Here is a 26,044-nt window from a genome sequence, read left to right as displayed (position 1 = left end):
GAAGGATAAAGTTACTCGGCCAGGGCGCACTGCACCGGGCGCGCCTTCAGCACGTCGACCAGCACTTTCGGATCGATGCCGACCAGGTAGCCGCGGCGGCCGCCATTGATGTAGATCTTGTCCAGCGCCAGGATGCTTTCCTCGACGTAGACCGGCATTGCCTTGCGGATGCCGAACGGCGAGGTGCCACCGACCAGATACCCTGAGTGACGCTGGGCGACGTCCGGCTTGCACGGCTCGACCGACTTGCAGGGGATGGCGCGCGCCAGGTTCTTGGTCGACACTTTGCAGTCGCCATGCATCAGCACGATGAGCGGCTTGGCGGCCTCGTCCTGCATGACCAGGGTCTTGACGACATCGTGTTCGGGCACGCCGAGCGCGCTCGAGGACACTGCCGTGCCGCCATGTTCTTCGTACTCATAAGGATGCTCGGAAAATGCGACAGCATGCTTGCGCAGGAACTGGGTGGCGGGTGTCTCTGAGACGTGCTCTTTCTTGGCCATGCGTGTTACGCTAAAGACGAACAATAGGGGTTTCTATTATGCAGGAAGAACTTCGCTTTGCCACCTTCAATGCTTTCAACCTGGCCCCGCCCGGCGCCCGCCTGTATGACAACCTCGCGCCCTTCACGGCCGAGGAATACGAGGCCAAGCTCGACTGGACCGCGCATCAGCTCGACCTGATCAATGCCGACGTGATCGGCTTCCAGGAGATCTTTTCGCAAAGCGTGCTGAAAGAAGTGCTGCGGCGCAGCCGGCGCTATCGCGACGCCCACCACATCGGCTTCGACCCCGACCCGAACGCGCCGCGCCTGACCCCGAGCGTGGCCCTGGTCTCGCGCCTGCCGCTGGCCGAGCCCGGATCGCAGCTGCCCATGTTCCCGGACAACGTCACGATGCCGCCCGGCAGCCGCGACCCGGACCGGTTCACCCGCGCGCCGCTGCATGCGGGCGTGATCGCGGCGTCGGGGGTTGTGATCGACGTGGTCGTGGTCCATCTGAAGTCGCGCCGGCCCGACTACCGCTCGAGCGACAGCGGCGCCGACCCTCACCTGTATGCGCTGGCCTGCCTGCGCTCGCTTGTCAGGCGCGGCACCGAGGCCACCGCGCTGCGCGTGCTGCTCACCGACATGGCCCACGCCAACCGCCGGCCGCGCATCGTGCTGGGCGACTTCAACGACGTGGCCGATTCGGTGACCACCGAGATCGTGCTAGGCGAAGGCACGCCGGTCGGCGAGCGCATGTTCGACGCCAGCCAGGTGCAGCGCCGGCTCGACCACCAGCGCCATGTGGGCTTCTCGATCCTGCACGACACGCGCCATTCGACCATCGACCACATCCTGGTGTCGCCCGAATTCAATCCGGCGCTGCCGGGGGCGATCGGGGAAGTGGTGGACGTGGTGTACCTGAACGATCACCTGAATCTCGGCTTGCCCGAGGCGTCGGATCATGGGCAGGTGCTGGCCAGGATACGCTTGTTCGGGCAACGTGATTTGACGTGACCGGCAACGGTCCGGCAACCGCATCAGCCAGAATGCGGTGACAAATCGGGTTTCGCCATGGCCGCGCCGGCATAGAAGCCCTGGTAATCGTCGCAGCCATGTTGGCGCAGAAAATCCAGCTGCTCGGCCGTCTCCACGCCCTCCCCCACCACCCGCAAGCCCAGGCTGCGCGCCACCGAAATGATGGCCGGCACCATCGCCGCATCGACCGGATCGTGCCCGACGTCGCCCACATAGCTGCGGTCGATCTTGAGCTTGGTGAGCGGGAAGCGGCGCAGCGCCTCCAGGCTCGAGGTGCCGGTGCCGAAACGGTCGATGCTCAGCTGCACGCCGCGTGCGCGCAGCGCCAGCGCCGTCTCGAAAGCCGGTTCGCCGCGCACCAGCGCTTCCTCGACGATCTCGAGCTCGAGCGCTCCCGGCGCCAGGCCGGCGTCCTGCAAGGCGGCATCGACCGCTGGCAGCAGCCCCGCATGCGCGAGCTGGGCGGCGGACAGGTTGACCGCGACCGTGACCGGAAAACCCGCCTCGCCCCAGGCGCGCGCCTGGCGGCAGGCTTCTTGCAATACCCACTCGCCGATCGGGACGATCAGGCCGGACTCCTCGGCCACCGGCAAGAAGTGCCGCGGCAGCAGCAGGCCGCGCTCGGGATGGCGCCAGCGCAGCAAGGCCTCGACCGTGCCGACGCGGCCGCTGGCCACCTCGACCTCGGGCTGGTATTCGAGCACGAACTCATGGCTCTCGATCGCCTTGCGCAGCCGGTTCTCGAGCTCGACCCGTTCGATGACATGGGCGTTCATGGCCGGATTGAAGAAGCGGAAGGTGTCGCGTCCATCCTGCTTGGCGTGGTACATCGCGACGTCGGCATGGTGCAGCAGGGCCTCGACATCATCGCCGTCGTCGGGGCACAGGGCGATGCCGATCGAGACCGACAGCGTCACCTGCTGCCCTTTGAGGTCGATGGGCCCCGCCACCGCCTGGGTGACGGCGCCAGCCACGTGCGCGGCCTGGTCGGCGCCCTTGATGTCGGTCAGCAGCACCACGAATTCATCGCCGCCCAGGCGGCTGATGGTGTCGACCCGGCGCACGCAGGCGCGCAGGCGCGCGGCGACCTCGCGCAGCACGGCGTCGCCGGCCTGGTGGCCATGGGTGTCGTTGATCGGCTTGAATTTATCGAGGTCGAGGAACATCACGGCGCAGCGGTCGCGCTGGCGGCGCCAGGTGGCCAGCGCGTGGTGCAGGCGGTCGAGGAACAGGATGCGGTTGGGCAAGCCGGTCAGGGCGTCGTGCTCGGCCTGGTGCCGCACCTGCTCCTCGAGCCGCTTGCGCTCGCTGATGTCGGACAGCATCGCCATATAGCTGGACACGTCGCCGTGGGCGTCGCGGATCGCCGTCAGCGCCACCCGCACCGGATAGTGTTCGCCATTGCTGCGCACACTGGCCAGTTCGCCTTCCCAGTGGTCCTGGCCGTCGAGCTCGGACCAGATGCGCTCGTAGAAGCCGTCGGCGGCATCCCAGCCCAGGCTGGCCAGCGACTGGCCGAGGATGTGCTCGGGGGCATGGCCGGTGATGCTGGTGAAGGCGCCGTTGACGGCGCGCACGCGGTAGTCGGCATCCATCATGATGATGGCGTCGCGCGCATTCTGGAACACCTGGGCCGCCTGCGCCAGGTTGCTCTCGGCCTCCTTGCGCGCCGTGATGTCGACTTCCATGCAGAAGACTTCTTGCATCACGCTGTCGTGCTTGACCGGGTAGTGGCAGGAATAGACCCAGTGGCGCCGGCCGGCGCGCGATTGCACCTGCCAGTCGCGCGCCGGCGGCGCATGGCCGCTGTGCCAGATCGCGGCGATCGCGTCCTCGAACTCGGCCTGGTGGTCGAGGTGGAACACCAGCTCGCGGAAGGGCTTGCCGACCGCCTCGCCGGACGGGATGCCGTACAGCTCTTCGCTGGCGCGGTTCCAGAAGCGGATGGTGCCGGCCTGGTCCATCGAATGCACGGCGACCGCCGGCGCCAGCTCGAGCGCCGTGACGAAATGGTGGAGCCAGCCGAAGGCCTCGGGCCCCGCCTCGGCGCGCCCCGGAAAATCACCCGCGGGAATGGCCTGCCCATCCCCGGCAAGCGGAGGATCGGATGGAGGCGCGGATGACGACGCGGATGAAGGCGTGGACGTGGGCGCCGCTGGCTTCGGCGGTGGTTCGTTCAAAGCAACGGCCTTTCGCTGTGGAAACGACAATAATCTGGCAGACAACACCGACATTGTTATACCGTGGCGGGCCATGCCGTTTGCGAGCTCGCAAACGGCGGGCGGCATGCGCTCTATCGCGCCATACCGCCATTCACACCGGCCAACTGACAGCTTGTCGCATTCAGGTGGCTCAGACCGTTGTGGATGCTTATAGTTCCATCATGCGCCAGTGGCTCCATCGAGGTCGACGGAGCACGCGCGCAATCCTCTTGATGGGCCGGCCGCTCAGGCCAGGCTCGGCGGCGCCGCGGCGGGAGTACGCTCTTCGCCCGGCGCAGCGTCGTCTTCATCGCCGTCCGCATCGCCATCCGGCTGCGCGCCCTCGGCGCCGTCAGCCGGCGCGTTCTTCGATTCCAGTTTGCGCTTGGCTTTTTCTTCCGCCTTGCGCTTCTTTTCGAGTTCCCGTTGCCGCTTTTCGTACGAAAAATTGTTCCGTGCCATAGTCACCTCGACATGTTTATTTCAAGGAAATGCTGCATCTGCACAGCCATTATGGACTACTACGCAGTTCCCGACTTACTCTATCCACGTGGATGATGCTGTGCGTGCAGGCGTTTCAAGCGCTCGCGCGCCACGTGGGTATAGATCTGGGTCGTCGAAATATCGGCGTGGCCCAGCAGTAATTGCACCACGCGCAAGTCAGCCCCGTGGTTCAGCAAATGGGTGGCGAAGGCGTGGCGCAACGTGTGCGGCGACAGCGGACCAGTAACGCCGGCCTTCGACGCGTGTTTCTTGACCAGTATCCAGAACATCTGGCGCGTCATCGGGCCGCCGCGGCCCGTGACGAACAGGGCATCGTCGACCTGACCGTTCAGGATGATACCGCGCGCATCCTTCAGGTAGCGGTCGAGCCAGCGCCGCGCCTCTTCGCCGAACGGCACCAGGCGCGTCTTGCTGCCCTTGCCGGTCACGCGCAGCACGCCATCGTTCAGGCTCACTTCGACCAGTTTGAGGGCCACCAGTTCCGACACCCGCAAGCCGCTGGCATACATCAGCTCCAGCATCGTGCGCTCGCGCAAACCCAACGGCGTCGAAATATCGGGAGCGGCCAGCAAGGCCTCGACCTGGTCCTCGGTCAGCGTATGCACGAAGCGGGTCGGCTGGCGCGCCGACGGCATCTTGAGGCAGGGATCGGTCGCGATCTGCCCGCGCCGCAGCGCCAGGCCATAGAAGCGCTTGAACACCGACAGCCGACGGTTGGCAGTACTCGGCCGCGACTCCGGGTGGCGCTCGGCGAAATAGGCGGCCAGGTCTTCCGGCCCCACGGCCAGCAGGCCGCGGCCGGGACGCTTGGCGTCCAGCCAGCCGGCGAACAGGCGCAGGTCGCGCCGGTAGGCGTCGAGCGAGTTCTTCGCCAGGCCCTGTTCCAGCCAGAGCGTGTCGCAGAACTCGTCGATCAGGGCCAGATCGACTGCTGCTGCCATGGAGCGGCGGTGGCGCCTTCGTGCCGCAGCAGCCAGCGCTTGACCGAAAGATGGAAACCGTTTTCGTCGTTCTGGTTCGAGAAGCCGCCCAGGCCACCGGCTGCCGTGACCCGGTGGCAGGGAATAACCAGCGGGAACCAATTGGCGCCGCACGCCTGGCCCACGGCGCGCGGATGCGAACCGATCACCTTGGCCAGGTGGCCATAGGTGCGCACGGTGCCGCGCGGGATGGCGCTGATTTCTTGCCACACCTTGCGCTGGAACTCGGTGCCGGCCGCCATCAAGGGCAGGTCGAAGGTGAAATCGGGGTCGGCCAGGTAGCGCGCGAGCTGCTCGGCGCTCTGCTGGGCGATGGCGCTGTCGGCGCTTTTTTCTTCGAAAGAAGGCGGCAGGTAGACCACTTCGCGCAGCTTGTCGTCGGCGATGCGGATGCCCAGCGCGCCGAAGGGAGCGGGCACGATGGCATTGAAAATCTGGCTGGCTGGATCGGTCTTCATGATGGGTCTACTGAGCAAAGTGTTGCACAGGCATCTTAACCGCGCAGCGCGCACCCGGCCAGTGATTGGACTGTTCAGGCGAAAAAAAAGCGCACCCTCGGGTGCGCTCCAATTCGGGTCACGTTTCCGGCCGCTTGGTCAATGCCAGCGACTTCTGTCAAACGTGGTGTCTCCTCGAATGTCTCCGGTATGAATACCGTGCTTTTATCAATGCTCCCCCAAAAACCTTTACATGCCGCTTGGCATCTCGACAAACCTGCTGCGCGTTGCAGTTGCGGCCTGCGATGCTCGTCGTACGACAGTACGACTGCGCTTCTCGACCGCAACTGCCGCCGCTCGCGACGGTTTTTCAAAATGCCCCGCCTGTTGCTTGTTCTTGGCACTGCCGCGCACCATCCCAGTGCGCATGAGCCCCATGATAACGCAAGTGCTTGTAGAAAATGTATCTTTTCGGCCACAAGTTCAGAAAATTATTTTACTTATAAACAAAACGTCATTGTCCATATGTTGTAGGCGAATGTCAGCATGCCAGCGGACATCCCCCAGACACTTGACGCGCATCAACGCTCGACTTCGCGCAGGATGGCACGCACCGTTTCCTTGCCGATGCGGCTCTCCATTTGTCCATACACGGGTTGCATCGCACGCCGCCATTCGGCCTGCTGGGCCGGCGTGAGCGAGTGAATCGTCGTGGTGCCGGCCTGGCGGATAGCTTCCATGGCGTCGTCATTGGCGCGCTGGGCGATCTTTTTTTCGTACACCGTGGCTTCGCGCATCGCGCGCGCCAGGGTATTGCGGGTGGCGGCTGGCAAGCCATCCCAGAATTTTTTGTTAACGATCACCGCGTAACCCAGGTAGCCGTGGTTGGACACCGTCAGGTGGCTTTGCGTCTCGTGCATGCGCTGGGTGTACATATTCGACGGCGTGTTCTCGGTACCCTCCACCACGCCGTCGCGCAGGGCGGGTGCGGCCTCTGAAAAAGCCAGCGTCATCGGCTGGGCGCCCAGCGCGCGCATCTGCGCATCCAATACCTTGGACGCCTGAATACGCATGCGCAATCCCTCGAAATCCTTGAGCGAGGTCAAGGGTTGGTTGGCCGACATGATCTTGAAGCCGTTATCCCAGAACGCGAGGCCGGTGATGCCCTTGGACTCGAGCTTGCGCAGCAGGTCGCGCCCTATCCTTCCTTCGGTCACCTTGTACAGCGCCGCCTTGTCCGGGAAGATGTACGGCAAGTCGAAGGCCTCGAATTCGCGCACGCCAAGCGGCGAGAACTTGGCCAGCGACGGCGCCAGCATCTGCACCGCGCCCAGTTGCAGCGCCTCGAGCTCTTCGCGGTCCTTGTATAGCTGGCTGTTGGGATACACTTCCACCCTGACCTGGCCGCCCGTCATTTGCTCGGCCAACTCCTTGAAATGCTCGGCGGCCCGGCCCTTCGGCGTGTCGGGCGCCACCACGTGGCTGAACTTGATGACGATCGGTCCCTGCGCCAGGGCGTCGACACTCGCGGCCGCCGCCAGCACGAACAGCGCTGTGGCGGCCAGGGTCTTGATCTGCATGACGGTCTGATTCTTTCTAATAAAACCTTGGAAAGCGTCGAGGCGCTTCCCTTACACTGGCGGATGCACTGCCGCACGCAAGTCTGTGCCGCACCTTGCTCGACCGCCATCGTGGACTTCCACAACAGCTGGACAGTTTAACCAATACAGGACTCATGCATGAAAATTCCGTTCGCCCAGCCCATGTCGGAACCGCGCGCGCGCATCCGCGCCTGGCGGTTCTGGCGCTGGCTGGTGCCGATGCTGCTGGTGCTGCTGTTCCTGGCCGTACTGATCTGGCTGCCGTGGCAGGCGCGCCAGATGGAAAGCACCGAACGCCAAGAGCAATTGATTGCGGACACGCTGTGGGTCGAGCAGACCTTGCGCTTCGAGCTGGCGCGCAGCGAGGACGCACTTAGCGCCCTCGGCGCCGACCTGGTGGTCGCGCCGCTGCCGCCGGAGAAATTGCAGGCGCGTTTCCGCCAGATGTTCGTCAACGGCCCGGAACTGGTGCGCGTGGTGTGGAGCGACGCCGCCGGCGCGGTGCTGGCCAGCCATGGCGCCGACCTGCCCGCCGCCGGACTGCCCGGGACCACGACGCTGGCCGGCGAGATGGCGCGCTCGATCCGCCGCGGCCGCTACAGCGAACCGTATGGCGCCACGCCATCCACCCATGGCCTGATCGATTTCTACCTGCCGCTGTTCCGCAACGGCCAGTTCACGGGCAGCCTGGTCGCGACCTACAGCCTGCAGGTGCTGCTCGACGAGACCGTACCCTGGTGGTTCGCCCAGGACAATGCGCTGGCCCTGGTCGACCGCGACGAACAGACGGTGGCGCGGCGCGCCGCCGGCGGTCCGGGACGCGGCGTCTACACCCACCAGCGCGAGCTCGACCTGCCGGGCGCCCAGCTGGTGCTGTCGACCAACAGCGTGAAACGCGCGCCGCAGCTGCTGCCGAACCTGCTGGTGGGCTCGGTGATCGTGCTGGCCCTGGGCCTGTTGACCAGCCTGGCCGCGCTGTGGCGCCACATCTCGCGCACGCTGGCGGCGGAAAGCGCGCTGCGCCAGCAGATGGCGTTCCGCACGGCGATGGAAAACTCGTTGCTCACGGGCCTGCGCGCGCGCGACCTGGAGGGCCGCGTCACCTACGTCAACCGCGCCTTCTGCCAGATCGTCGGCCACCCGCCAGAAGAATTGATCGGCAAAAAACCGCCGATGGCCTACTGGGCGCCGGAAGCGACCGCCGAATACGAGGAACGCTTCCAGGGCATCCTGTCGGGCAAGGTGACGCCGCAATTCGAGACCGTGTTCCAGCGCCCGGACGGCGCCCGGGTGCCGGTGCTGGTGTTCGAGGCGCCGCTGGTGGACGTCGACGGCCGCCATACCGGCTGGATGAGCTCGGTGCTCGACATCACCGACCGCAAGCGGGTGGAAGAACTCAACCGCCAGCAGGAAGAAAAGCTGCAGGCCAGCGCGCGCCTGGCCACCATGGGTGAGTTGTCGTCGATGCTGGCGCACGAGCTGAACCAGCCGCTGGCGGCGATTTCCAGCTACACGGTGGGCGCCCTGAACATGCTCGAGCGCGCCGCCGGCACCGGCGACGACCTCAAGCCTGGCATGCTGCGCCATGCGCTGGAACAGGCGCGCCAGCAAGCCCAGCGCGCCGGCCAGATCATCCGCAGCGTGCATGAGTTCGTCAAGAAACGCGAACCGCTGCGCCAGGAAGTAACGATCCGCAGCATCATTTCCAACGTGCATGCGTTGATCGAGCTGCAGGCGCGCCAGGCCGGCGTGGCGTTGCGCGTGCAATTGCCGCCCGGCTTGCCAACCGTGCTGGCCGACCGCGTGATGCTGGAGCAGGTGCTGCTCAACCTCACCCGCAATGCGATCCAGGCCATGCAGGACACGGCGCCGGACCAGCGCGTGCTGCGCATCGAGGCCGTGCACGCGGATGAGCAAGTGGCGGTCTCGGTGATCGACCGCGGCCACGGCATTGCCCCTGAAGTAGCCGAGCGGCTGTTCTCTCCGTTCTATTCGACGCGGGCCGAGGGCATGGGGATGGGCTTGTCGATCTGCCGCACCGCGATCGAGTTCCATGGCGGCACCCTGAGCCACGCGCCGCATCCGGCCGGCGGCACTGTATTCACATTTTCGCTGCCGGCCCAAGCGGCAAGCCGGGCGCTGGGCTAAAATCCGGTCTGCGGCGCGCCGGTGTTGGCTGGATGCGCCATCTTTATTAGAAAAGCAACAAGGCGGGAAACCATCCCGCCACTACGGAGACCTGCATGCTGCACATCGTCGACGACGAAGAAGTCATTCGCGATTCGCTCGCCTGGCTGGCGCAGTCGCGCGGCCTGCCCGCGCGCGGTTACGCGGGCGGGCAGGAATTCCTCGACGCCCTGCAAGACCTCGACGTCAGCGGCGACTGCATCCTGCTCGACGTGCGCATGCCCGGCATGAACGGAATCGCCGTGTTCGACGACCTGTTCAAGCGCGGCCTGCTGCCGCGCCTGCCTGTGATCTTTCTCACCGGTCATGGCGACGTGCCGATGGCGGTCGACTCGCTCAAGCGCGGCGCTTTCGATTTCTTCGAGAAACCATTCAACGACAACCAGCTGATGGACCGGGTCGAGGAAGCCCTCGCCGCCTCGCGCAAGGCGGCCGCATCGGCCGGCGTGCAGGCGCGCCTGGCCACCCTGTCGGCGCGCGAACGCGAAGTGCTCGACCTGATCCTGGCCGGCATGATGAACAAGGTGGTGGCCGATAAACTGGGCATCAGCATGCGCACGGTCGAGGTGCATCGGGCCCATATCTTCGACAAGATGCAGGTCAAGACGGCCGTCGAGCTGGCCGGGCTGTTGAAGTAAATACCGGCCGCGCGTTCGCGCGGCCCCTCCCTTTTTGCCGACCTTGTCGCGCGTCAAGCGTTCCAGCTTCTCAATAGAAGCCTTGTAAAATAGTCTTGAACGCGCCGCGGCCCCGGGCGCCGCGATGCCACTCTCTTTTAGGAAACTCCAATGAACGAAAAGACAGTTGCAGACAAGATGTTTTTACGAACGGCAAAATCGATGCTCGTGCTCAATGGCCAGGTCAATCCAAACGTGGCGGCCCAGATGCCGGCCGAGATCGTCAAGGAGGGCGACGGTCCCTTCGATGTGATCCTGATGTTCTGCATGCACCGCAAGGATCTCGAACACTATTTCGATGTCGCCAAGCGCAAGCTGGGCGAGAAGGGTTCGCTGTGGATCGCCTACCTCAAGCAGACCGCCTCCAAGGCCACCGACATCAACCGCGATTCGATCAATGCCTATGCCAAGGAGAACGGCATCACCGGCGTGGCCATGATCTCGATCGACGGCGACTGGTCGGCCCTGCGCCTGAAACGCATCGAGATCTGATGGCCTGATTCACTATCGGCTCAGGCGGCGTGGCGCGCCAGGGCCCAGGCGACGTGTTCGCGCACCAGTTCGGATGGATGATCGCGCCGGGATTGCAAGGCAGCCACGATGACAGCATCCCCGCGCTTTTTCTCGGCGGCATTTCCCAATCCCACCGCCAGGTTACGCAGCCAGCGCTCGTGACCGATCCGGCGGATCGGACTGCCTTCCATGCGGCGGTTGAATTCGGCTTCGTCCCAGGCGAACAGACCGACCAGGTCGCCTTCGCCCAAGCCGTTGCGTTCGTCGAAATCCGGCACCGACGCACGCTGCGCAAACTTGTTCCACGGACAGGCCACCTGACAATCGTCGCAGCCATAGATGCGGTTGCCGATCAGGGGACGTAGTTCTTCCGGGATACTGCTTTTCAGCTCGATCGTCAGGTAGGAGATGCAGCGCCGCGCGTCGAGCTTGCCCGGCCCCAGGATCGCTCCGGTCGGGCACAGGTCGATGCAGGCCTGGCACTGGCCGCAATGCGCGCCGGTGGGCGGATCGACGGGCAACGGCAGGTCGATCAGGATTTCTCCGATGAAGAAGGTGGAGCCGGCCGCGCGCGACAGCAGCAGCGTATGCTTGCCGCGCCAGCCCAGGCCGGCCTTTTCGGCCAGCGGCAATTCCATCACCGGCGCCGAATCGGTGAACACGCGAAAGCCGAACGGGCCGATCGCGTCCTGGATACGGCCGGCCAGCGACTGCAGGCGGTTGCGCAAGACCTTGTGGTAGTCGCGGCCCCTGGCGTAGACCGAGACCACGGCGGCATCCGGGTCCTGCTGGCGCAGGCGCTCCGCGGCGCGCCAGTCGGCATCCTGGGAGGCGGGCAGGTAATCCATGCGCGCCACGATGGCGCGCACCGTGCCCGGCACCAGTTCGGCGGGACGGGCACGCTTCATGCCATGGCTTGCCATATAATCCATCTCGCCGTGGTAACCCGCGTCCAGCCAGGCTTGCAGGCCGGCCTCCAGGTGGCCCAGGTCGACGTCGGCAATGCGCACGTCGGCAAAGCCCAGCTCCTTGCCCCACGCCTTGATGGCGCGCGCAAGCTGGGGCAGGTCGGGGTCAGGATCTGGGGCAGAATCGGGGGAAGTGGGCATACCGCAAGAAAACATGCAAGACAACACCCTATTTTATTCGATGCAGCCTTTTAAATCGCACTTGCAGCGCTATCTGCCGGACGAGTCCGCCACTTCCGCCCTCGGCGCCGCCCTGGCGCGCGCCTTGCAGCCGGGCCTGGTGATCTATCTGCACGGCGACCTCGGCGCCGGCAAGACCGCACTCACCCGCGCGCTGCTGCAGTCGGCGGGCCATGCGGGCAATGTCAAAAGCCCGACCTACACCTTGTCGGAACCATATCGGGTGATGCTCGATGGCAATCCCTTGAACGTCATCCACTACGACCTGTACCGCATGTCCAGCCCGGAAGAATTCCTGGATGCGGGCTTTCGCGAGGACTTCGACGGACGCAATGTATGTATCGTCGAGTGGCCCGAAAAAGGCGATCCGGTGTTGCCACCGCCCGACTTGCGTGTCTTGCTCAACGTTAGCGGGCCCGGCCGTGATGTAGAATTGCAGGCGTTGTCTGAATTAGGCCTGCTATGCCTCGACCGTCTCGCCCCCCTTCTGCCGCCCCAGCTGCCAGCGTGACGCCTTCGTCCTCGCGCCGCCGCGTCCTGCTCAAGGCTGGCGGCACACTGCTGCTGTCCGTCATCCCGCTGCACGCCAGCGCCAATGAAATCCTGGCCGTACGTGTCTGGCCCGCCCCCGACTACACCCGGGTGACGCTGGAAAACGACACCGACCTCAAGGCCGAACACTTCCTGATCCCCGATCCGCCGCGCCTGGTGGTCGATATCGACGGCCTTGCCTTGAGCCCCACGCTCAAGAGCCTGGTGGCCAAGATCGAGGCAAACGATCCATACATCAAGCAGGTGCGCGTCGGCCAGAACCGGCCGAACGTGGTGCGCCTGGTGTTCGACCTCAAGGCCGAGATCAAGCCGCAGGTGTTTACGCTCGCCCCGGTGGCCGGCTACCAGCACCGCCTGGTGTTCGACCTGTACCCGGCCGACCCGGTCGACCCGATCGCCGCCCTGATCGAACAGGGCGACTGGAGTCCGGGCCCGACCACGACCCTGGCGGCCGACCAGCCGGCCCTGGGCGATCCCGTTGCCAGTACGCCGGTGGCCGGCGCGCCGGCCTCGCCCAATCCCGCCACCGGCACGCCGCCGGTGCAGATTCCCGTGCCGCCGCTCGCCGTCCCGCGCACCCAGCCGAATGCCGGCCCGGACGCGATCGCCAAGCTGGAAGCCGAGATGTCGGGCCTGAAGGGCACGGCCCCGGCCCTGGCGGTGCAGCCGCCGCCGGCCAAGGCAACCGCCCCCCTGCCTGCCCAGAAGGTGGCGCGCATGATCACCATCGCCCTCGATCCGGGCCATGGCGGCGAAGACCCGGGCGCGATCGGCGCCAAGGGCAGCCGCGAGAAGGACATCGTGCTGGCGGTGGCCAAGCGCCTCAAGGCCAAGCTGGAGCAGATGCCGAATACCCGCGTAATGCTGACCCGCGACGGCGATTTCTTCGTGCCGCTGGGCACCCGCGTGCAAAAGGCGCGCAAGGTGCAGGCCGACCTGTTCGTGTCGATCCACGCCGACGCCTGGATCTCGCCGACCGCGCGCGGCTCCTCGGTGTTCGTGCTGTCGGAAAAAGGCGCCAGCTCGAGCGCGGCGCGCTGGCTGGCGAATGACCAGAACAAGGCCGACCTGATCGGCGGCGCCAACCTGACCGGCACGGGCGACAAGCACCTGGCCAGCGTGCTGTTCGACCTGTCGACCACGGCCCAGATCAACGACAGCCTCAAGCTGGGCAAGGCCGTGCTGAAGGAAATCGGCGGCATCAACCGCCTGCACAAGGCCTCGGTCGAGCAGGCCGGCTTCGCCGTGCTGAAGGCGCCGGACATCCCGTCCATCCTGGTCGAGACCGCCTTCATCTCGAACCCGCAGGAAGAAGCGCGCCTGAACGACGACGCCTACCAGGACCAGTTGGCCAATGCGATCACGAATGGCATCCGCCGCTATTTCGCCGATAATCCGCCCATGGCCAAGAGCCGCCAGACCTGAGTCCGACCATCATGGAAAACATCAGCTTCGGGCAACTGCCCGCGATTCGCATCACGGCGCCGGATGGCGCCAGCGCCGTCGTCACCCTGTATGGCGGCCACCTGGTGTCGTGGCATGGCGCCGACGGCGGCGAGCGCATGTTCCTCAGTGGCCGCTCGGCCCTGGACGGCAGCCGCGCGATCCGTGGCGGCGTGCCGGTCATCTTTCCCCAGTTCGGCGAGCGCGGCGACGGCATGCGCCATGGCTTCGCACGGCTCAGCACCTGGCGCCTGGAAGGGCACGGCATCGAGGGCGATGCGGCGTGGGCGGAGTTCGGCCTGAATGAGGCCGGCCTGGCCCCGGCAACGGCCGCCGCCTGGCCGCACCGCTTCGCGCTGGCGCTGCGCGTGACCGTGCGCGCCAATGCGCTGGAGATGGCGTTCAGCGTGCGCAACGCGGGCGACATCCCCTTCCCGTTCGCGGCGGCGCTGCATACCTATCACCTGGTGCCGCACCTGGCGGACGTGCGCATCGAGGGGCTCGAGGCCGGGACCTTGTCGATCGCGGACAAGCTCGACGTGGTTTATGAAAATGTTGCCTGCAACATCACCCTGGGCACTTGGGCGCGTGTACTGACGCTGGAGCAGGAAGGTTTCAGCGATGCCGTGGTATGGAATCCGGGCGCTGCGGATACGGCCGCGCTGGCCGATATGGAAGACGACGAGTACCAGCGCTTCGTGTGCATCGAGCCGGCGCAACTGGCGCCGGTCGAACTGGCGCCGGGCGCCGTGTGGGAAGGCCGTTACCGCGTTTCCTGACGATATACGTTCGAACCTGGATCATAAAAAAACGCGCCTCGGCGCGTTTTTTGTTTTACATCGATTCCTTGACCATCCGCCCATTCGCCTGCTGCACAGGCCGCGAATTGAACGGATACAGCCGCGAGAACAAGGCCATCTGCTGGGGTGAGGCCGTCATCGGCTGCTTCATCACCAGCCACAGCACATTCTCGGTGCACGGCGGCTCGCTCAGCGAACCCATATACGTAAAGTAATCGCGCCGCGCCGGCAGGATCTCGTTCACGTCAAGCACGATCGACGGCGTCACCGTCATGTGCTTTTCCAGCGGCAGATTGTTCCATACGGTCTGGATCATCGGATTGGCGTCGCCGCGCTCGAGCAGCACCGCCAGGATGGCGATCTTGTTGTCGTAGCTCTTGTGCACCAGGTGCACGACCATCTCGGTGCCCTTGCCGTTGATGCGCTCTTCGCCCGGGCGATGGAAGTGGAATTGCTGCAGCTCGTACGTGGTCCCACCCACGCTCAGGAAGTTCCCGCCTGCGACATTCACCTGGATCGTATGGCCATTGTCGATCTCGTTGAACGAGCTCGGGTGATAGTCGAAGCTGATCTGTTCCAGGTCGACCTTGATGCCGTCGCGCAGGTCGATCGGCGACTGGCGGTTGCCGGTATTGCAGGACGCCCAGGCGGTATTGATCTTCGACCAATTCTCGGGGCCGAATTCGCCCTCATACGTCCAGTGGGTGCCGTTCTTCGGCTTGGCCGCCTCGACTGCCGCAGCGGCGGCGGCGGCGGCTTCCTTCTTGCGGCGGGCTTCCGCGGCGCGGCGTGCGCGTGCGGCGTCCTCGGCGCGCAGGGCTTGCTTGGCGCGCAGCTCGGCCAGTTTTTCGGCGATACGGACCGACAGGTCGACTTCCGCATCTTCTTCGGATTTTTGGGCAGCAGCAGGGGTAGCCGCGCCAGGCCGCAGGTTCGGCTTGATCGAGGCGATCGCCACGGGTTTCTCAACCGCGGGCTTGGTCGTGGGAGCTGCATCGTTCGCATTCGCCAGAGCGGTGACCAGGCTCAGGGCGAATAGTGCGATCAGGTTACGCATGGATGTCCAGATAGTGGGCTTACCCTATCCTTATCGGACCCGGCGCAGCTAACTTGAGTGCGCCGCAGCAACAAAGCGGCGAATTTACGCCCACGCCGGTCGCCTTTTGCCGACTTATTTACACCAATTGTCAACTATGGCACGGGACCTGCTCGCCAGGTTTGTACAGACCTCACGCTCGACTACAATTGCCTGATACACATAACCAAACGGAGAATCCATGAAGGCAGCGACCACGATCCACGCAATCACCGGCATGGCGCTCGTTGCCCTGCTTGCGCACGACGCCGGCGCAGCGCCGGCCGCGCCCGGCAAGGAATTGCCGCCCAAGCCCTCGGTGGCGGACGTGGTCAAGGCGTCCAAGCCGGGCGACTGGCGCCCTCTCGATCCCGAGAACACGCTGTACATGGAATTGCCGGCCGGCCGCGTGGTCATGGAACTGGCGCCGAACTTCGCGCCGAAGGCGGCCGCGAACATCCGCGCGCTGGTGCGCGAGCGCTATTTCGACGGCTTGTGGATCATGCGCGCGCAAGATGGCTTCGTGGTGCAATGGGGCGATCCGGACGAAGAAACGCCGCGCCCGTTCAAGGCCGCCAAGACCGTGGACGCCGAATTCACCGTGCCCGCCAAGGGCACCGGCGCGTTCACGCAACTGAGGGAACGCGACGTCTACGCACCGCAGGTGGGTCACGTGAACGGCTTCCCGGTAGCGCGCGATCCGAAAGGCGGCCAGACCTGGTTGCCGCATTGCTACGCCATGGTCGGCGTGGCGCGCGACGAGGCCTCGAATACGGGCAACGGTTCGCAGCTGTACACCGTGATCGGCCACGCGCCGCGCCACCTGGACCGCAACATCACCGTGGTCGGCCGCATCGTGGCCGGCATGCCGCTGCTGACCGTGATGCCGCGCGGGACGGCAGCCCTCGGCTTCTACGAGAAGGCCGAGCAGCGCACGCCGATCACCACCGTACGCCTGGCGGCCGACGTGCCGGCGGCCGAACGCAGCAAGCTCGAGGTGATGCGCACCGAAAGCGCCGCCTTCCAGGCCGTGATCGAGGCCCAGCGCAACCGCGGCGGTCCGTGGACCAAGGTCGCGGCCGGCGCCATCGACCTGTGCAATGTGCCGATTCCCGTGCGCGAACAGCAATGAGTCGTTGACGATCCGGGGCTCGGGCAGCGCGATATAATCGCACCATGAACGCCCCTGCCCCGACCCACCGCCCCATCCAGCAGCTCCCCGACCAGCTCATCTCGCAGATCGCCGCCGGCGAAGTGGTCGAACGGCCATCGGCCGTCGTCAAGGAACTGCTGGAAAACGCGCTCGATGCGGGCGCAACCCAGATCACCGTGCGCCTCGAAGAAGGCGGCGTCAAGCGCATCGCGATCACCGACAACGGCCGCGGCATCGCGCCGGAACAGCTGCCGCTGGCGCTGGCGCGCCATGCGACCTCCAAGATCACTTCGCTGCATGACCTCGAGAACGTGGGCACGCTGGGCTTCCGCGGCGAGGCGCTGGCCTCGATCGCCTCGGTGGCCGCGGTGCGCATCACCTCGCGCACGCCCGACGCGGCCCACGCCTTCGAGATCGTCGGCTCGCACGAAGGCACGGTGGCGCCATCGTCCGGCGCCTTCGGCACCACGATCGACGTGCAGGACCTGTACTTCAATACGCCGGCGCGCCGCAAGTTCCTGAAATCCGAACAGACCGAATACGGCCACTGCGCCGAAGTCGTGCGCCGCATCGCGCTGGCGCGTCCGGACGTGTCGTTCAGCCTGTCGCACAACGGCCGCACGATCGACCACTGGAACGTGAGCGAAGCGGCCAAGCGCAGCGCCCACATCCTCGGCAGCGATTTTGCCGAGGCGCGCCTGGCCCTGGATGAATCGGCCGGCCCGCTGCACCTGCATGGCTATGTCGGCCTGCCGACCGCCTCGAAGGCGCGCGCCGACGGCCAGTTCTTCTACGTGAACGGGCGCTTCGTGCGCGACAAGGTGCTGGTGCACGCGGTGCGCGCCGCCTACCAGGACGTGCTGCACGGCGACCGCTTCCCCTCCTACGTGCTGTCGCTCGACCTCGATCCGGCGCTGGTCGACGTCAACGTCCACCCGTCGAAGATCGAAGTGCGCTTCCGCGACAGCCGCGCGGTGCACCAGTTCGTGTTCCACGCTGTGCAGCGCACGCTGGCCCAGACCTCGGCCACGGCGCACGGCAGCGTGCCGGCGCCGATCACGGCGGCCGAAGTGCGGCCGAGCGGCACGCCGCTGTGGCGGATGTCGCCGTCGCCATCGCAGCCGCAGATGCGGCCGCATGAGCAGACGTCGTTCGGGGCGCAGTTATCCACCTTCTCGCCGTCGCCTTATCCGGCGGGGAGCCGCTGGGATGATCCATCGACCGGGGGTGGCGTGGCGCAGCGCACCGAGGCGTATGGCGCGCTGTTCAAGTCGGATGCGGCCACGACCTCGGCGCCAATGAGCGCCCCGATGGACGTGCCGCTCTCGGCGTCGGAGCGCCCGCTGTCGAACGACGACTTCCCGCTCGGCTTCGCGCTGGCCCAGCTGCACGGCATCTACATCCTGGCCCAGAACACGCGCGGCCTGGTGCTGGTCGACATGCACGCGGCCCACGAACGCATCCTCTACGAGCAGATCAAGAACGCGCTCGATGCCCAGGCCCAGGGCCAGGAGATGCAGGTGCAGTCGATGCTGATCCCGGTGACCTTCTACGCCGACGCGATCGAAGTCGCGACCGCGACCGAGCACCAGGACACCCTGAAGACACTGGGCTTCGACATCGCCGCGCTGTCGCCGACCACCCTCGCCGTGCGCAGCGTGCCGACCCTGCTCAAGAACGCCGACGCCCAGACCCTGGCGCGCGACGTGCTGCGCGACGTGCGCGAGTACGGCGGCTCGCGCGTGCTGATCGAACGCAGGAACGAATTGCTCGGCACCCTCGCCTGCCACACGGCGGTGCGCGCCAACCGCATCCTGGCCGTGCCCGAAATGAACGCGCTGCTGCGCCAGATGGAAAGCACCGAACGCGCCGACCAGTGCAACCACGGCCGCCCGACCTGGGTCCAGCTCGAGATCTCGGCGCTCGACAAACTGTTCTTGCGCGGGCAGTAATGAACGATATGAAGAAACCAATGGCCGTGGCCATCATGGGCCCGACCGCGTCCGGCAAGACGGCAAGCGCCCTGCGCATCGCGCAAACGCGGCCGTGCGAAATCATCTCGGTCGATTCGGCCCTGGTATATCGCGGGATGGACATCGGCACCGCCAAGCCCCTGCCGTCCGAACTGGCCGCCGTGCCGCATCACCTGATCGACATCCTCGATCCGCTCGAGGCGTATTCGGTGGCGCAGTTCCGCGCCGACACCATCCGCCTGGTGGGCGAGATCACGGCGCGCGGCAAGCTGCCGCTGCTTGTGGGCGGGACGATGATGTATTTCAAGGGACTGGTCGACGGCCTGGACGACCTGCCGACGGCGGATGCGGGCGTGCGCGCCGCGCTCGATGCCGAAGCGGCGCGCATCGGCTGGCCCGGCATGCACGAGAAGCTGCGCGCGGTCGATCCGGTGACGGCTGCACGCCTGGCGCCGAACGACGCCCAGCGCATCAACCGCGCGCTGGAAATCCATGCCCTGTCCGGCCAGCCGATGTCGGCCCTGCTGGCAAAGCGTGCCAGGCCCGAGCTGCCGTTCGAACTGGTGTCGTTCGGCCTGGAGACTGAAGACCGGTCTGTGCTGCACAAGCGCATCGCACTGCGTTTCGACCAGATGCTCGGCGATAGCGACGATGGCGGTCTGGTGGCGGAAGTGGCGCGCCTGCGGGCACGCGGCGACCTGACGCCCGCGCTGCCGTCGATCCGCTGCGTGGGCTATCGCCAGGCCTGGGACTACCTGGACGGAAATATCGACCGTGCCGAGCTGCGCGAACTGGGCATCATCGCCACCCGCCAGCTGGCCAAGCGCCAGATCACCTGGCTGCGCGCGATGCCGGACCGGATCGTGATCGACTGCCTCGGGCCCGATCCGGCGGGGGCGATGCTGGCCCATCTCGAAACGTTGGATAAATGACATCGATGCGACATTTTTACGCGCAGAACACGCCACGATCTTGACACGCAACCGGTCGCGCCCGATAATATTGGTCGTTGCGGTGATATAGCTCAGCTGGTTAGAGCACAGCACTCATAATGCTGGGGTCGGTGGTTCAAGTCCACCTATCACCACCAAGAATTCCAAGCGAATGGCTTGGCTCTCCAACGAGTCAAGCCATTTTTGCTTTTGCCCGTTTCGGTGATATAGCTCAGCTGGTTAGAGCACAGCACTCATAATGCTGGGGTCGGTGGTTCAAGTCCACCTATCACCACCAAATACAGAACGGCCCGGTTCTCGCGAACCGGGCCGTTGTTGTTTCCGGCGCCGCCAAGCCGCAGGCCGCCATCACGCAGGCCGCCGTCATGTCGTACGCCACCCCGCTTGTCGACCCGGTCTACTCGGCCTTTTGCCACTCGCCTTCCGGCGCGTGCTCGTCGAGCGCAAAGTCGCCCCGCGCCAGCGCTTCGAGCACCGCATACGCCTGCTGCACGTGTTCGGCATCGACCAGCAGGCGCACGCCGCCCAGGGCCGGCGCCAGCAGCAGGTCGGTCTGCATCAGGTGCGCATCGGCCAGCATGGCGGGGATGCCGGAGGCTTCCAGGCAGCCCTGGGCCAGGTTGGCGTCGATCGGGATCATGTAGCGCGCCACCACGTACAGGTCGCGTTCGGGGATGCGCTCGACCTCGGGGTGGGCGGCGAGCCAGTCGTTCAGTGCGAGCGTGTGCATGGTGGAGGCCTTCAGTTCAGGAGCGCAGGCAGTTGGGACAGCAGGTACAAGGTCACGCCGATCATGCCGCCCACGATGGTGCCGTTGATGCGGATGTACTGCAGGTCCTTGCCGATATTGAGTTCGATCTGGGCCGACATCTCGCGGTCGTCCCACTGCTTGACGGTGTCGGCGATGTGGCGCGTCAGGAAGCCCGCGAACTCGGGCGCCACGCCGCGCGCGGCCGCTTCCAGGTTTTCTTGCAGCGACTGGCGCAATGCGGGATCTTCACTGAGCACCTTGCCGATCCAGGCGCCCATGGCCACGATGCGACCGCGCAGCCTGGAATCCTCGCTTTCGAGGTCGCGCTTGAGCCAGGCCTTCAGTTCGGCCCACAGCGAACCGAGATAGGTGTTGACGGTCTCGTCCTCGAGCAGGTAGCGCTTGACGTCGTCGGCCCTGGCCAGGAAGGCCGGGTCGTCTTTCAGGCGTTCGATGAAGCCGGCCACGTAGTCGTCGAAGCGGTGGCGCAGCGGGTGCTCGGGATCGGCCGCGACCTTGTTCAGCACCCCGGCAGCCAGGCGCACGGCGATGTCGGCGCCCTTGCGGCCGATGAGGTCCGACGGCAGCATCTTTTCGATGAAGGCATAGTCTTGCTTGAGCCATTCGACGATGCCCTGGGCGATGTAGTCTTGCGTGTCCGCGTTGTCCAGCAAGTGTGCCAATTGCCGGATGCCTTCGTCGAGCAGTTCCTGGTGGCGCCGGCCGCGGGTCAGGCTTTCCAGGATGGCGCCGCTCGACTTCGACAGGTCGACACTGTTCACCATCGTGTGCACGCCGCGACGGATGAAGTTCTGCACCGCCGCGTCTTCGATGAAATCGAGCATGAAGGTCGCGGCGCGCACCAGGTGGGCGCCCATCAACTCGGTATTGGCCGGCTTGACCAGCCACTCGGCCACCTTCTGTACCGGGTCGTGGCGCCGGATCAGGCCGACGATGGAATCGGTGTCGAGGAATTTTTCGCGCACGAACAGGGCCAGGTTGTCGGCGATCTTGTCCTTGTTGTTGGGGATGATGGCGGTATGGCGCGACACGATCGGGATCGGCACGCGCCTGAACAAGGCCACCACCGCGAACCAGTCGGCCAGCGCGCCGACCATGGCTGCTTCGGAGAAGGCGCGCAGCAGGCCGGTCCACCAGGTGTATGGCAGCAGCAGGCTGATGACGAACAGCACGGCCGCGCCCACGAAAAAGCTCAGGGCGATCAGTTTGGAACGGCGCAGTTCATCCTGTTTTTGCATGCGGCGCTGGCTCGGTAGTGACAATATGCCAATGCTATCGCACTTCAGGCGCGGACGACGCGCCCACGGCGCATCGACGTCTGTCGGTATTTTCATGGCCCGTACATACTGCTGACTTATACTAAAGAAATCCCAACCTGATAAGCCGCCGCCCTGATGCACCACGAATTAAGCCTGATCACCACGATTGCCGCCGCACTCGGTTTCGGCCTGATGTTCGGTATGCTGGCCGTGCGCCTCAAGCTGCCGGCGCTGGTCGGCTACCTGGCCGCCGGCGTCTTCATCGGCCCCGCCACGCCGGGCTTCGTGGCGGACATCGGCCTGGCTTCGCAACTGGCGGAGATCGGGGTCATGCTGCTGATGTTCGGGGTCGGGCTGCATTTCTCGCTGAAGGACTTGCTCGACGTGCGCCGCATCGCCCTGCCCGGCGCGCTGCTGCAGATCGGCGTGGCCACCGCGATGGGCATGGCGCTGTCGTGGTGGTGGGGCTGGAGCCTGGGCGCGGGCATCGTGTTCGGCCTGGCGCTGTCGGTGGCGAGCACCGTGGTGCTGCTGCGCGCACTGGAGGCGCGCGGGGTGCTCGACTCGATGAACGGCCGCATCGCGGTAGGCTGGCTGGTGGTCGAGGATCTGGTCATGGTGCTGGTGCTGGTGATGCTGCCGGCGCTCGCCGGCCCGCTGGGCGGCAAGGGCGATGCCGGGCTCGATCTGTGGCCGGCGCTGGGCATGACCCTGCTGCAGGTGGGCGGCTTCATCGCCTTCATGCTGATCGTCGGGCGCAAGGTCTTTCCGTGGTTCCTGTGGCGCGTGGCCAAGACCGCGTCGCGCGAGCTGTTCACGCTATCCGTGATCGCGGCGGCGGTCGGCATCGCCTATGCGTCTTCGAGCCTGTTCGGCGTGTCGTTCGCGCTGGGCGCCTTCTTCGCCGGCATGGTGCTGCGCGAATCGGAACTGAGCCACCGCGCGGCCGAGGAGTCGCTGCCGCTGCGCGATGCGTTCTCGGTGCTGTTCTTCGTCTCGGTGGGCATGCTGTTCGATCCGATGGTGTTGGTCGACAATCCGCTGCACGTGCTGGGCGTGGTGCTGGTGATCGTGGTCGGCAAGTCGCTCGCCGCTTTTATCCTGGTGCTGGCGCTGCGCTATCCGCTCAATACGGCGCTGACCGTGTCGGCCAGCCTGGCGCAGATCGGCGAGTTCTCTTTCATTCTCGCTGCGCTGGGCATGCAGCTCGGGCTGCTGCCGGAGCTGGGCCAGAACCTGATCCTTGCCGGCGCCATCATCTCGATCGCCCTCAATCCGCTGGTGTTCTCGTCGATCGAGCCGGTGCAGCGCTGGTTCGGCAAGCAGGACCACCTGATGCACCTGGCACGCAGGCTGGAACGGCCGGCCGATCCGCTGGCGGAACTGCCGATGACGACCTCGCGTGAAAAACTCAGCAACCAGGTGGTGCTGGTGGGGTTCGGCCGGGTTGGGCGGCGCATTGCGGACGACCTGACGGCGCGTGGCATTCACTTCGTGCTCGCCGAGCAGCATCGCGAACTGGTCGAGCAGGCGCGCCAGCGCGGCATCCCGGCAGTGGTGGGCAATGCAGCGGAGCCGGCGGTGCTGATCCAGGCGCATATCCACAAGGCGGCGATGCTGGTGATCGCGACGCCGGACACCTTCGACGTGCGCAAGATGGTGGAGATTGCGAAGGCGCTCAATCCGTCGATTCGCTGCGTGGTGCGCACGCATAACGACAAAGAGGCTGAACTGCTGCGGGCGGAGACCGGTGGGCGGGTGTTCGTTGGTGAGGAGGAGCTGGCCAGCAGCATGACGCGGCATGTGCTAGAAACGTTGCAGGAGCAAAAACGGGCCTAGCTCACCAAACTCGCCCAACTCGCTCGCCCTTGATAACCGCATTGAGTGTGACTCGACCATGACGACAAACTTTTCTTCCCCATACCAGCCGATCAACTGCGAATTTCACGATTTGCTCGAGGCCCACGCCACCTTAGGCAAGCCAGTGCAGATCGGCATTCGCAACGAGACAGGCGCCATACAGTATTACACGGCCTCCATTACCGACTTATACGCAAAGAATGGTGCCGAGTACATGTCGATGAGTACGGGCGACACCGTGCGCCTGGACCAGATCGAGGAGATCGATGGCGCAAAGCTGAGTGATTTCTAACATCGGAGCGTTTGATGGATGCAGGCCAGCGCAGCGGGAGCACACGTGCGCCAATAAAAAAACCGTTCGGCTTTCGCGGAACGGGTTGATCAGCAAACATCCATCGATACTCAAGCCGCGACTTCTTCCTCGCACGAGGTCGCTTGGCCGCCCGATGCCCATGCAACTGCGGCATCAGCAATTCACTCCGCTCTTTCAGCAACGCAAACACCTCATCCTTCGACAACACATACTGCTCCAGCAACGTACCTTTAATACCGATCCCGAAAAACAGTTTGCCTCGGTGATGAAGGTCAAAAGCGAAATCTTTCCTGAAGCGCCTTATCCAAACTGGACGGCTGTCGGCGTCACCTGGCTCGCAGGGCTCGACTTCGAGATCAAGGTCATTGCCCGCATTCCCGCCTGATCATCGGATTGCAGCGGTTGATCTTCGCTATCGAGATAGTGGCATGGTCCTGTGACCGCTACTGACGCTTGCCCCGTTGCCAGACGATCCGGATCCTGGCGCCGTCGGGCCTCTGGAAGTTCTCGATCATGCGATCGCCTTCGACGACCAGGCGCAGCTCCTTGCGGGTACGCACCTGCCCGATCCAGTTCGGAAAGGTTGAGGCTTCGACGCGGTTGCCGCTGAAGACGCCATCTTTGTCCACCGTATAGGTGCCGAAGAAACCGATGCTGCCTGCCATCGCGGCGCGGTTTTCTTCGATCGTGCCCTGCCCCCGGACATTCGAGGCGAATTTTGGAATGTTCGCATCGGTCAGGACTTCGATGAAATGCATGTCTTCGGTGAACACCAGTAGGCCGTTGGGCTTGTCGCCGTAGGCCGGTACGTTCTTGCCGTCCGGATCGATCTGCGCGGTCACCATGCGCCAGGTGCCCAGAACTTGATTCGGCGATCTAGCCTCGGCGGACGCCATGCACAATTGCAAGGAAAGAAGAATTGGTAAAGCAAGCTTTGACATACGCATGCGGCCTCCTGATATGAGCATGAACGATCCGGCTTCCCGCTCCCATCATAGTCGAGCTGACCGCCCCCGTTTAACACGATCCTCTCGGATGTAGCAATGAATTAGGCGCTGTCATCGTTATCTGTTGATGACCCCGAATGCACTGCGCAGCAATTGCTCGACAGAAGTGACTCGGCCGCCATCGAGCGCCCAATGCCAGTCCAGATAGTTGGGCAGGCGGCGCGACGCCACGCCATGGAAGCGCGCCAGCCATTCCTTGAAACGCCGGTGGTAGGCGTTCACATTTTGAACGTGGATGGCGCCCTCGGCGCCGTTGCGGACGCGTTCGCCAGTGCTGAGATTGACGGCCTGGTGCGCAATGCCATGGGCACGGGCGAAGGCGGGATAGGCGGCGTTGGCATCGGTGACCAGCAGCGCCTGGGGATCGAGTTTCGGCAGCAGGTGAGTGACCAGTTGGCTCACCTTCAAGGCGCCGCGGCCGGTGACGGCGTCGATGGTCTGGCCGCTGCGGTCGCGCGCCACCAGGATGCAGTCGAGGTGATGCGAAATGCCACGCAGGGCGGCCCTGCCGCCACGCTTGCGCGGCTTGCGATCGAGCTTGCGTGAACCCTTCTGCGATTCGAGCAGGAACGTCTCGTCAGCCTCGACGATGCCGATCAGGCGCTCGGGCCGGTCGTTCTTGACCCGGTCGAGAAAGCGATGACGCCAGCGAAACGTGGTGTTGGGGTGCACGCCGACACGCTTGGCCGCAGAGCGGACCGTGCGCGAATCGAGCACCGTGTCCAGATAATCAAGCCACTTGCCCTTGTGCCTGAGCCGCGCCAGCGGCGTGCCCGTCAGGTCGTTGAAGGTGCGGCCGCATGCGCAACAGCGAAAGCGTTGCAGGTCGTTAGCGTGACCGTGCCGGTGGCAACGCTCGCAGCCGCAATCGGGGCAGCAGCGCCCCTTTGACCGGATCTCGCCGATGAGGGCGACCACCCGGGCGAGCCCGGCTGCCGGATGCAGGGCGGCGAGCACCCGCTGACGCTGCGGCTGGTTCAGCAACGCCAGCTGGGCGAACAGCTTCTCGAACTTCGGCGCTTTCATCGTGCGCTCCCGGGCGATGGCGACCAGGATTGGACCGCGGGTCAGCTCAGCAGTTCAACGCTCATCCATATTTAACGATGACAGCGCC

Annotated in this window: 25 protein-coding genes and 2 tRNA genes; 15 read left to right on the top strand and 12 right to left on the bottom strand. The window is 65.1% G+C overall.

The features are described 5' to 3' along the window. Window positions 1-11: 11 nt before the first annotated feature. A complete protein-coding gene (gene ybaK / locus SOM61_RS25480; protein ID WP_005665396.1) occupies window positions 12-503 on the bottom strand; it encodes a Cys-tRNA(Pro) deacylase in 492 nt (163 codons plus the stop codon). Between the two features lie 38 nt (window positions 504-541). Here ybaK and SOM61_RS25475 point away from each other — a divergent pair, with 38 nt between their 5' ends. After that, on the top strand, window positions 542-1,501 hold the full coding sequence (locus SOM61_RS25475) for an endonuclease/exonuclease/phosphatase family protein (protein ID WP_320476662.1): 960 nt from the start codon (window positions 542-544) through the stop codon (window positions 1,499-1,501). Between the two features lie 23 nt (window positions 1,502-1,524). Here the strand turns inward: SOM61_RS25475 and SOM61_RS25470 are convergent, their stop codons facing one another. The 5 genes from SOM61_RS25470 to SOM61_RS25450 form a co-directional block, all read right to left on the bottom strand. Next, the gene (locus SOM61_RS25470) at window positions 1,525-3,702 is read right to left on the bottom strand and encodes a putative bifunctional diguanylate cyclase/phosphodiesterase (protein ID WP_320476661.1); all 2,178 of its coding nucleotides are present in this window, start codon (window positions 3,700-3,702) and stop codon (window positions 1,525-1,527) included. 267 nt (window positions 3,703-3,969) lie between these two features. Next, a complete protein-coding gene (locus tag SOM61_RS25465; protein ID WP_320476660.1) occupies window positions 3,970-4,185 on the bottom strand; it encodes a hypothetical protein in 216 nt (71 codons plus the stop codon). Between the two features lie 80 nt (window positions 4,186-4,265). Next, the gene (xerD, locus tag SOM61_RS25460; protein ID WP_320476659.1) at window positions 4,266-5,168 is read right to left on the bottom strand and encodes a site-specific tyrosine recombinase XerD; all 903 of its coding nucleotides are present in this window, start codon (window positions 5,166-5,168) and stop codon (window positions 4,266-4,268) included. Next, window positions 5,141-5,665 carry a methylated-DNA--[protein]-cysteine S-methyltransferase gene (locus SOM61_RS25455; protein ID WP_320476658.1) on the bottom strand — a complete coding sequence of 175 codons (525 nt, stop codon included), beginning with the start codon at window positions 5,663-5,665 and terminating at the stop codon, window positions 5,141-5,143. Before SOM61_RS25455 ends, xerD begins: the two co-directional genes overlap by 28 nt. Window positions 5,666-6,225: 560 nt before the next feature. After that, window positions 6,226-7,224 (bottom strand): TRAP transporter substrate-binding protein, encoded by a 999-nt coding sequence (locus tag SOM61_RS25450; RefSeq protein ID WP_320476657.1) that lies wholly within the window; start codon window positions 7,222-7,224, stop codon window positions 6,226-6,228. A 159-nt stretch (window positions 7,225-7,383) separates the two neighbouring features. Between SOM61_RS25450 and SOM61_RS25445 the strand changes: the two genes are divergently transcribed. The 3 genes from SOM61_RS25445 (at window position 7,384) to SOM61_RS25435 (ending at window position 10,601) form a co-directional block, all read left to right on the top strand. Continuing rightward, entirely contained in the window at window positions 7,384-9,393 is a 2,010-nt protein-coding gene (locus SOM61_RS25445) for a two-component system sensor histidine kinase NtrB (RefSeq protein ID WP_320476656.1), read from the top strand. A gap of 95 nt (window positions 9,394-9,488) precedes the next feature. After that, window positions 9,489-10,070, top strand: a complete 582-nt coding sequence (locus SOM61_RS25440) for a response regulator transcription factor (RefSeq protein ID WP_123070429.1) — start codon at window positions 9,489-9,491, stop codon at window positions 10,068-10,070. Window positions 10,071-10,271: 201 nt separating this feature from the next. Beyond that, a complete protein-coding gene (locus SOM61_RS25435) occupies window positions 10,272-10,601 on the top strand; it encodes a DUF3052 family protein (RefSeq protein WP_229493352.1) in 330 nt (109 codons plus the stop codon). A gap of 20 nt (window positions 10,602-10,621) precedes the next feature. Here the strand turns inward: SOM61_RS25435 and queG are convergent, their stop codons facing one another. Then, a complete protein-coding gene (queG, locus tag SOM61_RS25430) occupies window positions 10,622-11,731 on the bottom strand; it encodes a tRNA epoxyqueuosine(34) reductase QueG (protein ID WP_320476655.1) in 1,110 nt (369 codons plus the stop codon). A 40-nt stretch (window positions 11,732-11,771) separates the two neighbouring features. Between queG and tsaE the strand changes: the two genes are divergently transcribed. From tsaE to SOM61_RS25415, 3 genes are read left to right on the top strand one after another with little or no spacing between them, the layout of a single operon-like run. Beyond that, complete coding sequence (gene tsaE / locus SOM61_RS25425) at window positions 11,772-12,281, top strand: tRNA (adenosine(37)-N6)-threonylcarbamoyltransferase complex ATPase subunit type 1 TsaE (protein WP_320476682.1); 510 nt, start codon at window positions 11,772-11,774, stop codon at window positions 12,279-12,281. Continuing rightward, entirely contained in the window at window positions 12,233-13,747 is a 1,515-nt protein-coding gene (locus tag SOM61_RS25420) for an N-acetylmuramoyl-L-alanine amidase (protein WP_320476654.1), read from the top strand. The genes tsaE and SOM61_RS25420 overlap by 49 nt, the downstream gene beginning before the upstream one ends. A gap of 11 nt (window positions 13,748-13,758) precedes the next feature. Continuing rightward, window positions 13,759-14,544 carry a D-hexose-6-phosphate mutarotase gene (locus SOM61_RS25415; RefSeq protein WP_320476653.1) on the top strand — a complete coding sequence of 262 codons (786 nt, stop codon included), beginning with the start codon at window positions 13,759-13,761 and terminating at the stop codon, window positions 14,542-14,544. Between the two features lie 55 nt (window positions 14,545-14,599). Here the strand turns inward: SOM61_RS25415 and SOM61_RS25410 are convergent, their stop codons facing one another. Beyond that, window positions 14,600-15,622, bottom strand: a complete 1,023-nt coding sequence (locus SOM61_RS25410; protein WP_320476652.1) for a carbonic anhydrase — start codon at window positions 15,620-15,622, stop codon at window positions 14,600-14,602. A gap of 220 nt (window positions 15,623-15,842) precedes the next feature. Here SOM61_RS25410 and SOM61_RS25405 point away from each other — a divergent pair, with 220 nt between their 5' ends. From SOM61_RS25405 to SOM61_RS25385, 5 genes are all read left to right on the top strand, one after another. Beyond that, window positions 15,843-16,772: a peptidylprolyl isomerase gene (locus tag SOM61_RS25405; RefSeq protein WP_320476651.1), complete on the top strand. Its 930-nt coding sequence runs from the start codon at window positions 15,843-15,845 to the stop codon at window positions 16,770-16,772. Between the two features lie 44 nt (window positions 16,773-16,816). Beyond that, window positions 16,817-18,745, top strand: coding sequence for a DNA mismatch repair endonuclease MutL (gene mutL, locus SOM61_RS25400; protein ID WP_320476650.1), 1,929 nt, complete (start codon window positions 16,817-16,819; stop codon window positions 18,743-18,745). Then, window positions 18,745-19,698: a tRNA (adenosine(37)-N6)-dimethylallyltransferase MiaA gene (gene miaA, locus SOM61_RS25395; RefSeq protein WP_320476649.1), complete on the top strand. Its 954-nt coding sequence runs from the start codon at window positions 18,745-18,747 to the stop codon at window positions 19,696-19,698. Before mutL ends, miaA begins: the two co-directional genes overlap by 1 nt. 81 nt (window positions 19,699-19,779) lie before the next feature. Further along, a tRNA-Met gene (locus SOM61_RS25390) sits at window positions 19,780-19,856 on the top strand. Between the two features lie 63 nt (window positions 19,857-19,919). Then, window positions 19,920-19,996: transfer RNA gene (locus SOM61_RS25385), tRNA-Met, on the top strand. Window positions 19,997-20,116: 120 nt separating this feature from the next. On the opposite strand, the gene SOM61_RS25380 is transcribed toward SOM61_RS25385, so the two are convergent. Together SOM61_RS25380 and SOM61_RS25375 are read right to left on the bottom strand one after the other, a co-directional pair. Continuing rightward, window positions 20,117-20,449, bottom strand: a complete 333-nt coding sequence (locus SOM61_RS25380) for a putative signal transducing protein (protein WP_320476648.1) — start codon at window positions 20,447-20,449, stop codon at window positions 20,117-20,119. 11 nt (window positions 20,450-20,460) lie between these two features. Further along, a complete protein-coding gene (locus tag SOM61_RS25375) occupies window positions 20,461-21,729 on the bottom strand; it encodes a DUF445 domain-containing protein (RefSeq protein WP_320476647.1) in 1,269 nt (422 codons plus the stop codon). Between the two features lie 156 nt (window positions 21,730-21,885). Here SOM61_RS25375 and SOM61_RS25370 point away from each other — a divergent pair, with 156 nt between their 5' ends. The 3 genes from SOM61_RS25370 (at window position 21,886) to SOM61_RS25360 (ending at window position 24,308) form a co-directional block, all read left to right on the top strand. After that, window positions 21,886-23,589, top strand: a complete 1,704-nt coding sequence (locus tag SOM61_RS25370) for a cation:proton antiporter domain-containing protein (RefSeq protein WP_320476646.1) — start codon at window positions 21,886-21,888, stop codon at window positions 23,587-23,589. 58 nt (window positions 23,590-23,647) lie between these two features. Then, window positions 23,648-23,902: a hypothetical protein gene (locus SOM61_RS25365; RefSeq protein WP_320476645.1), complete on the top strand. Its 255-nt coding sequence runs from the start codon at window positions 23,648-23,650 to the stop codon at window positions 23,900-23,902. A gap of 154 nt (window positions 23,903-24,056) precedes the next feature. Then, window positions 24,057-24,308 (top strand): Rid family hydrolase, encoded by a 252-nt coding sequence (locus SOM61_RS25360; RefSeq protein WP_320476644.1) that lies wholly within the window; start codon window positions 24,057-24,059, stop codon window positions 24,306-24,308. Between the two features lie 58 nt (window positions 24,309-24,366). On the opposite strand, the gene SOM61_RS25355 is transcribed toward SOM61_RS25360, so the two are convergent. Together SOM61_RS25355 and SOM61_RS25350 are read right to left on the bottom strand one after the other, a co-directional pair. Then, window positions 24,367-24,870 carry a lipocalin-like domain-containing protein gene (locus SOM61_RS25355; RefSeq protein ID WP_320476643.1) on the bottom strand — a complete coding sequence of 168 codons (504 nt, stop codon included), beginning with the start codon at window positions 24,868-24,870 and terminating at the stop codon, window positions 24,367-24,369. Between the two features lie 117 nt (window positions 24,871-24,987). Then, window positions 24,988-25,956, bottom strand: a complete 969-nt coding sequence (locus SOM61_RS25350; protein ID WP_320476642.1) for an IS1595 family transposase — start codon at window positions 25,954-25,956, stop codon at window positions 24,988-24,990. Window positions 25,957-26,044 lie beyond the last annotated feature (88 nt).

The sequence above is a fragment of the Massilia sp. CFBP9012 genome, from assembly GCF_034045115.1.
In the GTDB taxonomy this organism is placed as follows: domain Bacteria; phylum Pseudomonadota; class Gammaproteobacteria; order Burkholderiales; family Burkholderiaceae_D; genus Telluria.
The sequence above is the reverse complement of the archived record's forward strand: the minus strand, read 5'-3'. Positions and strand labels throughout refer to the sequence as shown.